At 71.3% G+C, this 13,602-nt stretch carries 17 protein-coding genes; 5 read left to right on the forward strand and 12 right to left on the reverse strand.

The annotated features are described in order from the left end of the window. Positions 1 to 55 precede the first annotated feature (55 nt). The 7 genes from KF840_08255 to KF840_08285 form a co-directional block, all read right to left on the reverse strand. Positions 56 to 301: a hypothetical protein gene (locus tag KF840_08255; GenBank protein MBX3024889.1), complete on the reverse strand. Its 246-nt coding sequence runs from the start codon at positions 299 to 301 to the stop codon at positions 56 to 58. A gap of 18 nt (positions 302 to 319) precedes the next feature. After that, complete coding sequence (galE, locus tag KF840_08260; protein ID MBX3024890.1) at positions 320 to 1,288, reverse strand: UDP-glucose 4-epimerase GalE; 969 nt, start codon at positions 1,286 to 1,288, stop codon at positions 320 to 322. A 2-nt stretch (positions 1,289 to 1,290) separates the two neighbouring features. After that, positions 1,291 to 2,058 (reverse strand): hydroxyacylglutathione hydrolase, encoded by a 768-nt coding sequence (gene gloB / locus KF840_08265; protein ID MBX3024891.1) that lies wholly within the window; start codon positions 2,056 to 2,058, stop codon positions 1,291 to 1,293. Between the two features lie 10 nt (positions 2,059 to 2,068). Next, on the reverse strand, positions 2,069 to 3,013 hold the full coding sequence (locus tag KF840_08270; protein MBX3024892.1) for a hypothetical protein: 945 nt from the start codon (positions 3,011 to 3,013) through the stop codon (positions 2,069 to 2,071). Positions 3,014 to 3,051: 38 nt separating this feature from the next. Next, entirely contained in the window at positions 3,052 to 3,306 is a 255-nt protein-coding gene (locus KF840_08275) for a hypothetical protein (GenBank protein MBX3024893.1), read from the reverse strand. Further along, positions 3,303 to 3,710: a VOC family protein gene (locus KF840_08280; GenBank protein ID MBX3024894.1), complete on the reverse strand. Its 408-nt coding sequence runs from the start codon at positions 3,708 to 3,710 to the stop codon at positions 3,303 to 3,305. The genes KF840_08275 and KF840_08280 overlap by 4 nt, the downstream gene beginning before the upstream one ends. A gap of 135 nt (positions 3,711 to 3,845) precedes the next feature. Continuing rightward, positions 3,846 to 4,457 carry a polyhydroxyalkanoate synthesis regulator DNA-binding domain-containing protein gene (locus tag KF840_08285; GenBank protein ID MBX3024895.1) on the reverse strand — a complete coding sequence of 204 codons (612 nt, stop codon included), beginning with the start codon at positions 4,455 to 4,457 and terminating at the stop codon, positions 3,846 to 3,848. 147 nt (positions 4,458 to 4,604) lie between these two features. Here KF840_08285 and KF840_08290 point away from each other — a divergent pair, with 147 nt between their 5' ends. Genes KF840_08290 through KF840_08300 form a run of 3 tightly spaced genes read left to right on the forward strand, consistent with a single transcriptional unit; the run spans position 4,605 to position 8,694 of the window. Next, positions 4,605 to 5,420 (forward strand): carbon-nitrogen hydrolase family protein, encoded by an 816-nt coding sequence (locus tag KF840_08290; GenBank protein MBX3024896.1) that lies wholly within the window; start codon positions 4,605 to 4,607, stop codon positions 5,418 to 5,420. Further along, complete coding sequence (locus KF840_08295) at positions 5,390 to 6,655, forward strand: molybdopterin molybdotransferase MoeA (protein ID MBX3024897.1); 1,266 nt, start codon at positions 5,390 to 5,392, stop codon at positions 6,653 to 6,655. Before KF840_08290 ends, KF840_08295 begins: the two co-directional genes overlap by 31 nt. An 8-nt stretch (positions 6,656 to 6,663) precedes the next feature. Further along, the gene (locus tag KF840_08300; protein ID MBX3024898.1) at positions 6,664 to 8,694 is read left to right on the forward strand and encodes a molybdopterin biosynthesis protein; all 2,031 of its coding nucleotides are present in this window, start codon (positions 6,664 to 6,666) and stop codon (positions 8,692 to 8,694) included. 28 nt (positions 8,695 to 8,722) lie between these two features. On the opposite strand, the gene KF840_08305 is transcribed toward KF840_08300, so the two are convergent. Then, entirely contained in the window at positions 8,723 to 9,097 is a 375-nt protein-coding gene (locus KF840_08305; protein MBX3024899.1) for a hypothetical protein, read from the reverse strand. 491 nt (positions 9,098 to 9,588) lie between these two features. Here KF840_08305 and KF840_08310 point away from each other — a divergent pair, with 491 nt between their 5' ends. Further along, positions 9,589 to 9,789 carry a cold-shock protein gene (locus KF840_08310; protein MBX3024900.1) on the forward strand — a complete coding sequence of 67 codons (201 nt, stop codon included), beginning with the start codon at positions 9,589 to 9,591 and terminating at the stop codon, positions 9,787 to 9,789. Positions 9,790 to 9,840: 51 nt separating this feature from the next. Further along, positions 9,841 to 10,146, forward strand: coding sequence for a hypothetical protein (locus tag KF840_08315; protein MBX3024901.1), 306 nt, complete (start codon positions 9,841 to 9,843; stop codon positions 10,144 to 10,146). A gap of 22 nt (positions 10,147 to 10,168) precedes the next feature. On the opposite strand, the gene KF840_08320 is transcribed toward KF840_08315, so the two are convergent. The 4 genes from KF840_08320 to KF840_08335 are packed head-to-tail and all read right to left on the reverse strand — an operon-like array spanning position 10,169 to position 13,471. Continuing rightward, complete coding sequence (locus KF840_08320) at positions 10,169 to 10,552, reverse strand: zinc ribbon domain-containing protein (GenBank protein ID MBX3024902.1); 384 nt, start codon at positions 10,550 to 10,552, stop codon at positions 10,169 to 10,171. Then, positions 10,552 to 11,013 carry a cytochrome c-type biogenesis protein CcmH gene (locus KF840_08325; protein ID MBX3024903.1) on the reverse strand — a complete coding sequence of 154 codons (462 nt, stop codon included), beginning with the start codon at positions 11,011 to 11,013 and terminating at the stop codon, positions 10,552 to 10,554. The genes KF840_08320 and KF840_08325 overlap by 1 nt, the downstream gene beginning before the upstream one ends. Then, positions 11,013 to 13,010 (reverse strand): heme lyase CcmF/NrfE family subunit, encoded by a 1,998-nt coding sequence (locus KF840_08330; protein ID MBX3024904.1) that lies wholly within the window; start codon positions 13,008 to 13,010, stop codon positions 11,013 to 11,015. The genes KF840_08325 and KF840_08330 overlap by 1 nt, the downstream gene beginning before the upstream one ends. A gap of 29 nt (positions 13,011 to 13,039) precedes the next feature. After that, positions 13,040 to 13,471: a cytochrome c maturation protein CcmE gene (locus KF840_08335; GenBank protein MBX3024905.1), complete on the reverse strand. Its 432-nt coding sequence runs from the start codon at positions 13,469 to 13,471 to the stop codon at positions 13,040 to 13,042. Positions 13,472 to 13,602 lie beyond the last annotated feature (131 nt).

The following is a 13,602-nucleotide window of genomic DNA, read 5'->3' on the forward strand; positions in this document are numbered from 1 at the left end:
TGCGCGGGTCAGCGGCCGCGCCGATGGCATCGGCGTCCGCGTCCGGCGCGCCGGCTCACGTCTGTGCGGGCGGGAAGAGCTGGTCGCGCTTCTTCCCCTCGAGCGCGCCCTCGAGCTGCGCCAGGGCGTCCTCCGCCGAGGCGGCGAGGCCCATCTTGGAGTGGTCCAGGCGGGTCATGTGGATGTCCACCGGCACGGCGGTGAAGAAGCCGTTCGGCAGGCTCGACACCATGACGAAGAAGGCGTGTCCGTCGTCGTCGCGGAGCTGGTACCATTCCACCTTCTGCACCACGTAGGCCATGCGTCGCTCCCTGCGGCCTCAGCCGCGTCGTCCGAGCTCCCAGTCGACCGCCGAGTCGACGATCTCCTCGAGGCTCGAGTGTTCCGCCCGCCAGCCGAGCGCGGCGCGCAGCGCCGAGGGATCGGCGACCAGGCTGGCGGGATCGCCGGGGCGGCGCGGCAGGACGTCGATCTCCGGCCGGCGGCCGAGGCGGCGGCCGACGGTCTCGATCACCTGCAGCACCGAGTTGCCGTGGCCGGTGCCGACGTTGAAGCTGACGCCGCTCGGCAACGCGTCCGCCTCGAGCACCCGCACGTGGGCGCTGGCGAGATCGGTGACGTGAATGTAATCGCGTTCGCAGGTGCCGTCGCGGGTCGGGTAGTCGTTGCCGTACACCTGCACCGGCCGGCCGGCGAGCAGCGCGTCGATGACGCGCGGGATGAGATGCTCCTCGGGGCGGTGCGCCTCGCCGACCCGCCACGCGGGGTTGGCGCCGGCGGCGTTGAAGTAGCGCAGCGCCGCCGAGCGGAAGCCGGCGGCCGGCGCGCTGGCGTGCAGCAGCCGCTCGAAGGCCAGCTTGGAGGCGCCGTACGGCGAGGTCGGCGCCAGCGGCACCTGCTCCGGAATCGGCGACACCTCGGCGTTGCCGTAGACCGCGGCGGTCGACGAGAAGAGGATCACCGCGACGGGGTGGCGAGCGCACGCGATGAGCAGGCTGGCAGCGGCGGCGAGGTTGTTGCCCCAGTATTTTTCGGGGTCGCGCACCGACTCGCCGACGCTGATGTAGCCGGCGAGGTGGATGACGCCCTGCGGCCGATGGCGCGCGAAGACGGCGGTCAGGGCCGCGGTGTCCTCGCAGGCGACCGGCTCGTGCAGGTGGTCGCCGACCCGCTCGCGCGTCGCGCAGCGCAGATCGTCGACGACGATCGGCGTGTGGCCGGCCGCGGCCAGCGCGCGCGTGACGTGGGCGCCGATGTAGCCGGCGCCGCCGGTGACGATCACCTTCATGATCAGAAGCTGTCCTTGAGCGCGCGCGTCCTGGCGAACACCTCGACGTCGGTCATCGGCAGCTCCGGGAAGCGCGCGCGCAGCGTGGCGCGCAGCTCGGGGCTGGTCCAGCGCAGGAAGGGGTTGGTCGCCTTCTCGGAGCCGATGGTGGTCGGCGTCGTCGTCGCGCCGGCGCGCATCTGCGCCTCCGACCAGGCGTGCTTCTCGCGCAGCGCGGCGTTCTCCGGCTCCAGCGTGCGGGCGAAGCGCAGGTTCTTCTCGGTGTACTCGTGGCCGAAGTAGACGCGCGTGTCGTCCGGCAGGACCAGCAGCTTCGACAGCGAGCCGATCATCATCGCCGCGTCGCCCTCGAAGAGCCGGCCGCAGCCGCCGGCGAACAGCGTGTCGCCGGTGAACACGGCGCGCTCATCGGGGAAGTAATACGCGATGTGGCCGGTGGTGTGGGCGGGAATGAAGACGACGCGCGCCGACAGCGAGCCGAGCGCGATGGTGTCGCCGTCCTGCACGCGCTGGGTGAGGCCGGGGATGCGGTCGTCGACCCCGTAGACGGCCAGGCCGGGGATCGCCTGCAGCAGCGCCTCGTTGCCACCGACGTGGTCGTAGTGATGGTGCGTCGGCAGGATGGCGGTCAGCGTCACCCGCTCGCGCGCCACCGCCTGCAGCACCGGCGGGGCCTCGGCGCAGTCGACGATGCCCGCCTGCTGGGTGCGTTCGTCGATGACCAGGTAGGCGTAGTTGTCGGACAGCTGCGGAACGGAAACGACCTTCATCGTGGGACCCTCACGCGATCTGGTCGAGATACTCCGACCAGCCGTAGCCGACGTGATCGCCGCAGCGCCATTCGGTCAGCCCTTCGCTGATGCGCGTGACCTTGCCGTCGCGGCGGTTGCGCAGCGGCAGCATGGTGAGCACGCGGCCGCTGATCGCGACGTCGCCGGCGGTGCGCGTGTGCAGCGTCAGATCGATGCGATCGTGGTAATGGCCGGGCTCGGCCCAGTCGGTGTGGACGGTGAGCCGCTCGACGTAGTGGTTCTCGCCGCCGCGGAAGACGAAACCGCTCAGCAACTCGCTGCCGCCCTGGGTGACGATCTGCGAGCCCATGAAGCCGAAGTCGTCGTCGAACTGGCCGATCAGCCAGCGATAGTACGCCGGCGACTGCCAGGAGCGCGGGCCCCAGGAGTGGTCGCGCAGGCCGAAGCCCTCGACGTCGAGCGCCCGGCCGTCGACGACCAGGCGGCCGGCGGCGCGTCCGTGCTGCTCGTAGTGGCCCTTGGCGAACACCATCTCGCTGTGCTCGAGCGCCGTGCCGCCGTAGATCGGGCTGAGGCCGTACCAGTCGAGCGTCAGCGCGACCGGCTGGAAGGGGTTGCCGGTGAAGGCGGCGCGCGGATCCTCGAGATCGAGAGGCTGTTTCAGGTACACGGCGTGGCCTTCGTAGGCGACCCGCAGGTGCTTGAACGGCTCGACGACGGAGAAGCGCATGCCGCCGGCGGCGAAGGCGCCGTTGTCGGCGATCTCCGGCCGCTTGTAGTTGAACAGGGCCGTGCCGTCGGCCTGGTAGACGGCGATCGTCATCTCCGCGTAGCGCTCGTTCGGCCGGTTGCCGATGCGGGCGAAGGCGCCGACCCGGGCCCGGCGGTCGTAGAAGTTGAAGTACATGCTCTCGTTGAAGTTCGCCTCGCCGGTGTTGGCGTGCATGTGCTCGTCGGCCGCTTCGATCGGCATCGTCGGCTCCGTTCTCCTGGCGGGGGGGGGGGGGCGGGCTATCGCCGCTGGCGCGATTCGGGCAGGCGGCGGAACTGGGAGGGGTCGAGCTCGATGGTCCCGTCGTCGCGCCGCGGCGCGCGCCGCCCGCCCAGCCGCGGCAGCAGGAGGGAGGCGAGCAGCGCGCCGCCGAGCACCACCGCCCCGGCGATGGCGAGCGAGAAGAGAAACATCGCCGCCAGCGGCAGGCCGGCGACGAGGAGGAACCAGAGCGGCAGCGCCCCGCGCCAGACGAACAGGCGTGGACGGCTCATGTCGGGTGCTCCTCCTTGATCTCGACCACGTAGCCGTCGGGATCGCGCACGTAGATCGACGGGCCATACCCGGTGGCGCCGAGGCGGATCATCGGCTCGTCCTCGAAGACGGACACGCCGGCCGCGCGCAGGGGCGGCAGCACGGCGTCGAGCCGACCGTCGACGCGGACGCAGAAGTGGAGCAGGCCGCCGAGGGTGCCGTCGTAGGTCGGATCCGGCACCAGGTCGATCAACTGCCCGCCGAGCCGCGCCGAGACGAACGGGCGGGCGCCGGCGCGGTACTCCTCCAACATCTCGATCGGCAGGCCGAGGAGGTCGCGGTAGAAGCCGATCGACGCGTCGAGGTCGCGCACCCGGAGCACGAAATGATCGAGCCCGGTGACGCGGAGCGGAGGCATTGCCATGCGAGGGAATCTTCGCACGCGCGCGGAGGCATTGGTAGGCGGCGGAAGGCAGGTCGTTCGCGGTCCGGCGGTTCGCCCTGGCGGGGGGGCGGGCGGATCGGCCCCTGATCGCCACCGGTCTGACGGCGAACGCCGCTACGGCTTCTTCTTCTTCTTCGGCTTCGCCGCCCGCTTGGGCTTGGCACGCCCGAGGCGCTCCTCGAGCTGCCGCAGGCTCTGTTCGATGCGCTTCAGCTCGCCGCGCAGGGCGGGGTGATGGGTGACGCGCTCGACCGACTGCCGCACCTGCGCGTCGATGCGGTGCTGCAGATCGTCGAGCGTGCGCTGCGGCGCTTCGAGCAGCTCCTCGAGTAGCGAGGCGCCCTTCTTGCCCTTGGTGGCGGTGCGTCGATTGACCAGCTCCTGCACGCCCTCGCGCATGCTCTCCAGCGCCTCGCGGCCGCGTTCGACGCCGCGCCGCAGGTCGCGCACCGCCTCGTCGCCGAACTGCACCAGGCGGCGCAGCAGCGGCAGCGACAGCGTGCCGCCGCCGTTCGGCTTCTTCTCGGCTTCGTAGATGATCTGCGCCAGGGTGACGCGGGTGAGATCCTCGCCGCTGTCGTTGTCGACGACGCGCACGTCCTCGCCGCTCTGGACGAGGGCGCGGATGCCCTCGAGGGTGACGTAACGGCTGGCCTCGACGTCGTACAGCTTGCGGTTGCCGTAGCGCTTGATCAGGCGAACGGGGCTCTTCGCTGCGGTGCTCATGCCTGAGCCCCGGCTACCACAAGCCCGCGCCTGGCGCCAAGAAAGCCGGCGGCGCGACAGAAAGCCGGCGGCGCGACACCCGGCGGGGCGGCGCCTTGACCGCCCTCCGACCGCCGACTAGTCGTCGCCTCGTCGCCGTCGCTCGCCATGGAACGCCGCTTCCTCGCCGCCGCCGTCCAGCTCTGCGCCGGACCGGACAAAGAGGCCAACCTCGCCACCGCCGCGGGCCTGGCGGCGCAGGCCGCGCGCCGCGGCGTGGCACTGGTCGTGTTGCCGGAGATGTTCGCCTGGCGCGGCCCACGCGCCGCCGAGGCCGACGCCGCGGAGTCGATTCCGGGCCCGACCAGCGAACGGCTCGCGGCCCTGGCGCGCGACCTCGGCGTGGTGCTGGTCGGCGGGTCGCTGCTCGAGCGGTCGTCCGAGCCGGGACGCTATCACAATACCTGCACCGTCTACGGGCGGGACGGCGCCCTGCTCGCCCGCTACCGCAAGGTCCATCTGTTCGACGTCGACATCCCCGGCCACGTCACGCACCGCGAGTCCGCGACCAAGGTGGCGGGCGACGCGGTGGTGGTGGTGCCGACCGAGGTCGGGATGCTCGGCCTCGCCATTTGCTACGATCTCCGCTTCCCCGAGCTGTTCCGTCGCCTCGGCGCCGCCGGCGCGGAGATCGTCTGCCTGCCCTCGGCCTTCACCTTCCCGACCGGCGCCCAGCATTGGGAGATCCTGGCGCGGGCGCGGGCCATCGAGAATCAGGTGTACGTCGTGGCGCCGAACCAGATCGGCCGCGGCCCGAGCGGCGTGCAGGACTATGGGCACTCGCTGATCGTCGATCCGTGGGGGACGCCGATCGCGCGCGCGTCCAATGCGGCGACGGCGATCGCCGGCGAGATCGATCTCGACTACCTCGTCCGCGTGCGGCGGGAGCTGCCATGCCTCGAGCATCGGACGTTCGACGTCTGAAGCCGTTCTTCCGCGTCGTCTCGACCGACGAGGCGCGGGCGGCCATCCGCGCCCTGTCGGCGCTCGGCGCGGAGACGATCGCCACCCGCGACGCGGCGCGCCGCGTGCTGGCCGCCGACCTGGTCGCGCCCGCCGATCTGCCGCACTTCGACCGCGCCAACATGGACGGCTACGCGGTGCGCGCCGCCGACACTTTCGGCGCCTCGCCGAGCGTGCCGATGTACCTGCGCATCGCCGGCGCGATCGAGATGGGCGAGACGGCGCGGACGCCGCTGCGCCGGCGGCAGGCGATGCGCATCGCCACCGGCGGCATGCTGCCGCGTGGCGCCGACGCGGTGGTGATGGTCGAGCACACCGACGAGGTCGGCGACGGCACGGTCGAGATCCAACGCGGCGTCTCGCCCTGGCAGCACGTGCTGCGGGTGGGCGAGGACATCGCGCGCGGCGCGCCGGTGTTCGCGCGCGGCCGCCGCCTGCGCGCCCAGGACCTCGGCGCCCTCACCGGCCTCGGCATCACGCGGGTGCGGGTGCACAAGCGGCCGCGGGTCGGTCTGATCGCGACCGGCGACGAGATCGTGCCGCCGGAGAAGCAGCCGCGTCCCGGCCAGGTGCGCAACATCAACCAGTTCTCGCTGGCCGCGATGGCGAGCGACGCCGGCGCGCTGGTGACCGACTTCGGCGTCGTGTCCGATCGCGCCGATCGCTTGCGTAAGGCGTTGGCCACCGCGCTGGCGCGCACCGACGTCGTCATGCTGTCCGGCGGCAGCTCGGTCGGGGTGAAGGACCTCACCACCGACGTCATCACTTCCTTTCCGCGCTCGTCGATGGTGTTCCACGGCATCTCGGTGGCGCCGGGCAAGCCGACCATCCTGGCGCGCGCCCTGGACAAGCCCGTGGTGGGACTGCCGGGACACCCGGTGTCGGCGCTGGTGATCTTCGAGCTGTTCGGCGCGCCGCTGCTGCGCATCCTCGGCGGGGAGGACCCCGTCGCCGCCTTCGCGCCGCGCGCGGTGACGCGCGCCCGACTGGCGCAGAACATCGCCTCGCAAGCGGGGCGCGAGGACTACGTGCGGGTGCGGCTGAGCGAGCGCGCCGGCGTGCGCGTCGCCGAGCCGCTGCCCGGCAAGTCGGGCGCGATCTTCAACCTGGTGTCGGCCGACGGCCTGGTCCGCATCCCCGCCAGCGCGGAGGGCATCGACGAGGGCGTCGAGGTCGAGGTCCGCCTGTTCGAATGAGCCGATCGATGCCGCGCCGCGCCAAGCCGAGCCCCGCTCCGCCGATCACCGCCGACGACTGCTGCGCCGACGTCGCGCCGGCGCCAGCGCGGCGCACGCGCTACCTGAACAAGACGTCGCTGGCCGAGGCGCTGCGCCTGTTCGTCGAGGACTGGACGCCGCCCCAGCGCGCGGCCGAGTCGGTGGCGGTCGAGCACAGCCTCGGCCGCATCACCGCCGCGCCGGTGTTCGCCCGCGTCTCGGTGCCGCACTACCACGGCGCGGCGATGGACGGGATCGCCGTGCGCGCCGAGGACACCTTCGGCGCCAGCGAGGCGCAGCCGATGACGCTGGTGCCGGCGACGGCGCGCGGACGCCAGCCGGCGAAGGCCTTCGCCGCGGTGGACACCGGCCACGCCCTGCCCGAGTGGGCGAACGCGGTGGTGATGATCGAGAACGTCTACCCGGCCAGCGACGGGCGGGTGACGATCCGCGCCGCGGCGGCGCCCTGGCAGCACGTGCGCCTGGTGGGCGAGGACGTCGTCGCCACCGAGGCATTGCTGCCGCGCCGCCATCGCATCCGGCCGTACGACATCGGCGCCCTGCTCGCCGCCGGCCACCTGACGGTCGCCGTCGCGCCAACGCCGCGGATCGCGATCATCCCCACCGGCAGCGAGCTGGTCGAGCCGGGCGCGGCGATGCGGCCGGGCGCCATCCCCGAGTTCAATTCGCGCGTCGTGGCGGCCTTCGTGACCGAGTGGGGCGGCGAGCCGGTTCGCCTGCCGCGGGTCGCCGACGACCGGGCGCGCATCCAGGCGGCGGTCGCCAGGGCGGCGGCGGACCACGACGCGGTGGTGGTGATCGCCGGCTCCTCGGCGGGGGCGCGCGATTTCACCGTCGCGGCGCTCGCGGCGCTGGGCGAGGTGCTGGTGCATGGCATCGACATCATGCCCGGCAAGCCGGCCATCTGCGCCCGCGTCGGCGCGACGCCGGTGCTCGGGCTGCCCGGGTATCCGGTGTCGGCAGTGATCGTCTGCCAGCAACTGCTGCGGCCGTTGATCGCGCGCCTGCTCGGCACGGTGGCCGAGCCGCCGCCGACGGTGCGCGCGGTGGTGCCGCGCAAGCTGCCCTCGAAGCTCGGCCTGGAGGAGTTCGTGCGCGTGACGCTCGGGCGGGTCGGCGAGCGCATCGTCGCCAACCCGCTCGGCCGCGGCGCCGGCGTCATCACCTCGATGGTGCGCGCCGATGGCGTGCTGCGCATCCCGTCGCTGTCGGAGGGCGTGAACGCGGGCGAGGAGGTGGAGGTCGAGTTGCTGCGCCCGGCCGGCGAGATCGAGCACACGATCGTGATGAGCGGCAGCCACGACGTCGCGCTGGGGATCCTCGAGGACTGCCTGAAACGGCGGGCGCCGCATCTGAAGCTGTCGATGACCAACGTCGGCAGTCTCGGCGGCCTGGTGGCGCTCAAGCGCGGCGAGGCGCATCTGGTGGGAACGCACCTGCTCGATCCGAGGACGGGCGCCTACAATCTGCCGGACGTCGCGCGCCTGTTCGGGGTCCGCGCCGACGTCCAGGTGGTCTCGCTGGCGGTGCGCGAGCAGGGGCTGATCGTCGCCCGCGGCAACCCGAAGCGCATCCGCGCGCTGCGCGACCTCACCCGCAGCGACGTGCGCTACGTGAACCGCCAGCCGGGCGCCGGAACGCGGGTGCTGCTCGACTACCTGCTCGGCAAGCAGCGCATCGCGCCGCGCCGCATCCGCGGCTACGAGCGCGAGGAGTACACGCACATGGCGGTGGCGGTCGCGGTCGCCAGCGGCCTGGCCGACTGCGGGCTCGGCATCCGCTCCGCCGCGACGGCGATCGGCCTCGACTTCGTGCCGATCGAACGCGAGGAGTACGACCTGGTGCTGCGCGGCGACTTCGCCCGCACGGCGGCGGCCGCGGTCCTGCTGGAGACGTTGCGCTCCCCGGAGCTGCGTCAGGCGGTGGAGCGCCTGGGCGGGTACGATCTGAAGACGGCGGGAACGGTGCGGGAGATCAGGCCGCGCCGCCGCCGGTAGCGTTCGCGCCCTCCCCCGCCGCGTTCGTTCAATTGCCGCCGTACGCGTCGTCCGCGCGGCTCGCGAGATGGTCGAGCACCCGCTGCTCGGCCGCGCGCATCGCCAGGGTACGCATGAACTCCTGGACGTGCAGCGCGAGCGGCCCGGTGGCGAGGTGGGCGGCGATGTAGGCCGGCGAGAGCTCGTCGATGGCCGTTTCCATGTTCGCCATCACCGGCTCGTCGATGGCCGGGAAATCCACCTGGTCGAGGATCTGCAGGGCCTCGTCGTAGCGCTCGCTGAAGAACCGTTTCGCCTCCGCCCGCTCCTCGGCGGTGTACTCCAGCCGCAGCTTGTCGGCGGCGCGGTCGAACAGGCGATCGAAGGCGGTGAGGATGACCTCTCTTCCGGTAGGGGCTCTCATGTCGACGACAGGGTAACCATGAAGACCCCGGCGACAAGGAGTCGCGGGCGAATCGCGTTGACCGTCTCCGTCCCGTCGCCCGCCTCGTGAGGCATGGGAGAGGGTGGTCGCGGCGCTGGGGACGTTTCGGGCCTCGGCCCCGGCGGACGCGGCCGGCGAGGTGCGCCGCTGGGCCGAATGGGCAGGGCGTGCTGCACGTTTCGACGTCCCGCCGCCATCGAGGATCGGGGTGCAGTCGATCGGAATCACCCGTGCGTCCACGGCCCCGACGCGAATCGACCTGCGCGTGCAATGGCCGTGGGCGCGGCGATCCCGCGGCACTTCGCACATCGTCGTCGTCATGCGCGACGGTCAAATTTTGCTTTGCTGGGGTCCTGTCGATCCGGTATACGCAGCCGCAGTCTCGGGAAAGAGCAGCAATCGTTCTGGTTCAGGGGTTCATCCAGACATGCAGCTTCCCGCAGGACGCAGACCAGAGAAGGAGGAAGCGCATGCCGCAGGGAACGGTGAAGTGGTTCAACCCGGAGAAGGGGTACGGATTCATCAAGCGTGACGACGGCGAGGACGTCTTCGTGCACTACAGCGCCATCGCCGGCGAGGGGTTCCGCAGTCTCGAGGAGGGACAGCGGGTGGAATTCGAGATTACCGACGGCAAGAAGGGCCCGCAGGCCGCGAACGTCGTCAAGGTCTGATGCCCGTCGGGGCGCGCCGCTCCGCGGCGCGCCCCCGCATCCCCTCGGCGCATGACGCCGTGTGAGTTGTGTGCGCTGCACCGCACCACCACCTGGCACGCCGAGTTCGACGAGCCCTTTCGGTTCGTCGTCCTCGACTGTGACTCGTGCGACGTCGCCATGGCGGTGCTCGGCGCGCACCGTCCCCGTCCCACCGACGAGGAGCGCGCCGTGATGCAGGCGCGCCTCGCCGAGATCGCTGATCGGCTCTATCCGGATGGGTGGTTCTTCGACGACCACATGCGGCAGATCCCGGATCACTACCATCTGCACGCGCGGCCGTATCCGCGCTGGTTGCCGCGCGGGCTGCGCCGGTAATTCGCGCGGCCACGGCCGCCGGTCACGCCGCTTGCGGGCGCAGCGCGTGACCGCAGCCGCCGCAGAAATTGGCGCGCGGCGGCAGCTTGGTGCCACACTGCGGGCAGAAGGCGAGGCGGACGCCGCCGCGGGCGCCGCGCGGCGCGCCGGCCTCGAGCGCCGCCATCGCGGCCAGCGCCTGCTCGCGGTAGCGCTGGGTGAGCTGCGCGAAATCGGCGTCCGACAGTTTGCCCATCGCGCGGTCGAACTCGGCCTCCTTGATCGCCACCAGCGCTTCGCGCTTCTGCCGTTCGAGCGGCGGTGCTTCGGCATCGCCGGGCTCGACGCCGCGCCGTGCCTGGAGCAACGGCCAGCCGACGAACAATGCCACCAGGGCGACGCCGAGCCAGATCAGCGCGCCGAGCATCACTGGTCCAACTCGCGCAGCTCGCGTTCGAGCTCGCGCTCCAGGGCGCCGCGCGGCGCGGGCGCCGGCGCCTGCGCCGGCGGCGGATGGGCGCCGCGGCGTTGCCAGCGGCGGAGCGTGACGGCGACGAATCCCGTGCCGAGCAGGAGGAGCGCGAACGGCATCACCCAGGCGGCGAGGTTGAAGCCGGTGGTGGTCGGCGCCGAGAGGATCTTCTCGCCGTATTTCTCCTGGAAGTGGGCGAGGATCTCGCCCTTGCTCAGCCCCTGCGCCATCTGCTCGCGGATCTCCTGGCGCAACGGGATCGCCGACGGGCACTGCAGATGATTGCACGAGTGCACCGTCAGGCCGCAGCCGCACTGGCAGGTGAGGGATTCCTCGAGCTCCTGGAAGGTCGGCGCGGGCGCGGCCGACGCCGGGCCCTGCAGCAGGAGGAGCAGCAGGGCGAGCAGCAGCGGCATCAGGGCTGGGTGCCTTCCCGCGCCGCCGCGTCCGGCGCGTAGGCGGGCTCGCGCGCCGCCGCCGGCGCCGGCCAGATGACGATCAGCGTGCCGAGCGCCAGGGTGATTCCCCCCCAGTAGAGGAAGCCGATGAGCGGGTTGAGGTAGGCGAGGATGGTCGCCATGTGGGTGTCGTCGTCGTAGCTGCCGAGCACCAGGTAGAGGTCCGATCCGAGGGTGGAGCGGATGGCGACCTCGGTCGTCGGCTGCTCGGGCTTCTTGTAGAAGCGCTTCTCCGGCTTCAGCGTGTCGACCTGGCGGTCGCCCTGGAAGACGCCGATGTTCGCCATCAGGTAGCTGATGTGCGGCGTGTCGCGCTGTTCGAGCCCATTGTACTGCAGGGTGTAGTCGCCGATGGCGAAACGCTCGCCCGGGTTCACCGTCACCTGCTTCTCCTGGCGGAAGACCGAGGTGCCGGTGATGGCGACGAAGATCATCACCACGCCGAGGTGGATGACGTACCCGCCGTAGCGGCGCTTGTTCTTCACCGTCAGGCGCCACAGGGCCAGCGGCGCCGGCTCGCCCATCATCGCCTGACGGGCGCGCATGCCGCGCCAGAACTCGGCGACGATGGTGCCGAGGACGAAGAAGACGAGGGAGAACGCGACCACGGACCAGTAGTTGCCGCCCCCGATCACCCAGGTCAGCGCGCCGCCGGCGACGCCGGTGGCCAGCGGCCAGGTGAAGTTGCGCCGCAGGTGTGTCCACGTGGCGCGGCGCCAGGCGATGATCGGTCCGACGCCCATGAGGAACAGCAGCACCAGGCCGAGCGGCGCGTTGACGCGATTGAAGAACGGCGGTCCGACGGTGATCTTCACGCCGCGCACCGCCTCCGAGATCACCGGGAACATGGTGCCCCAGAAGACGGCGAAGGCGATGCCGACCAGGATCAGGTTGTTGAAGAGGAAGGCCGACTCGCGCGACAGCAGCGAGTCGAGCTCGTTCTCGCTGCGCAGCAGCGGCAGGCGCCACACCAGCAGCCCCAGCGAGATCACCAGGACCACGGCCAGGAAGGAGAGGAAGAACGGCCCCAGGCCCGACTGGGTGAACGAGTGCACCGAGGAGATGACGCCGCTGCGGGTGAGAAAGGTGCCGAAGATGGTGAGGGCGAAGGTGAGGATGACCAGCACCATGTTCCACACCTTCAGCATGTTCTTCTTTTCCTGGATCATCACCGAGTGCAGGAAGGCGGTCCCGGTGAGCCAGGGCATGAAGGCGGCGTTCTCGACCGGATCCCATGCCCAGTAGCCGCCCCAGCCCAGCACCTCGTACGCCCACAGGGCGCCGAACAGGTTGCCGAGGCTGAGGAAGAACCAGGCGAAGAGCGTCCAGCGGCGGGTCGATCGGATCCACGTGTCGCCGAGCTTGCCGGTCGCGAGCGCCGCGATGGCGAAGGCGAACGGCACCGACATGCCGACGAAGCCGGTGTAGAGCGACGGCGGGTGGATCGTCATCCAGTAGTTCTGCAGCAGCGGGTTGAGGTCGCGGCCCTCCGTCGCCGGCACCGCCAGCGCCTCGAAGGGCGGCGTGATGAACACCACCATCAGCAGGAAGAAGGTGGCGATGCCCATCAGCACCGCGGTGACGTACGGCATCAGCTCGCGGTTGCGACGCCGGTTCTGCAGCTCGACGATGGCGGTGATCGAGGTGAGGATCACCAGCCAGAAGAGCAGCGAGCCCTTCTGGCCGCCCCACAGCGCGGCGACGGTGTAGTAGAGCGGCAGCGTGCTGCTGCTGTAGGCGGCGACGTACTCGATCCGGAAGTCGTGGATGGCGAGCGCGTGCAGGAGGGTCGCGGCGGCGACCAGCACGCAGCCCCAGACGGCGAAGGCGGCGTGCTCGCCGCTGGCGACGAGGTCGCGGCGGCGGATCCACACGCCGAGCAGCGAGGTGACGACGGCGTAGATCGCCAGGACGAGTCCGAGGTGCAGAGCGAGCGGGCCGAGCTCCGGCGTCATGCGATGCTCCTCACCCCGGGGCCGGCGGATCAGTTGGCCGCAGCCTGCGCCGCTTCACCGGGTTTGGGTTCGTACTTGGATGGGCAGCTCGTCATCACCGCGTGCGCCTGCAGCACGCCGTCGACGTAGCGGCCCTCGACGATGACGTCGCGGCCCTCGGCGAACATGTCCGGGACGACGCCGGTGTACGCCACCGGGACGGCGCCGGCGACCGGCTCGTGGTCGGGGCCGACGAAGTCGCCGATCGTGAAGCTCATCGCGGTGCCCTTGGCCGTCGTCTGCTTGCGCAGCGAGCCTTCGGTCACCCGGCCGGCGACGCGCACCGACTCGCCGCCCAGCTCGTGCTGGCGCGGCAGGAACTCGGCGACCTTGAAATAGTAGCTCGAGGACGTCTGCACGCCGGCGAACATCAGGTAGCCGATGGCCGCCGCCAACAGGCAGGCCCCGATTCCGAACTTCACGGATCGATTCATGGGATCAGTCGGACGGTAACGGGTTCCCCCATTCGCGGCAAGGGTGAGATGGACGGCGAATGACGCGGATTTTCACGATGGCCGGGCGTGGTGGCGGGCCCCGGGGCGCACCGGGGAGT

Source organism: bacterium (assembly GCA_019637795.1).
Classification (GTDB): domain Bacteria; phylum Desulfobacterota; class Binatia; order HRBIN30; family CADEER01; genus JAHBUY01.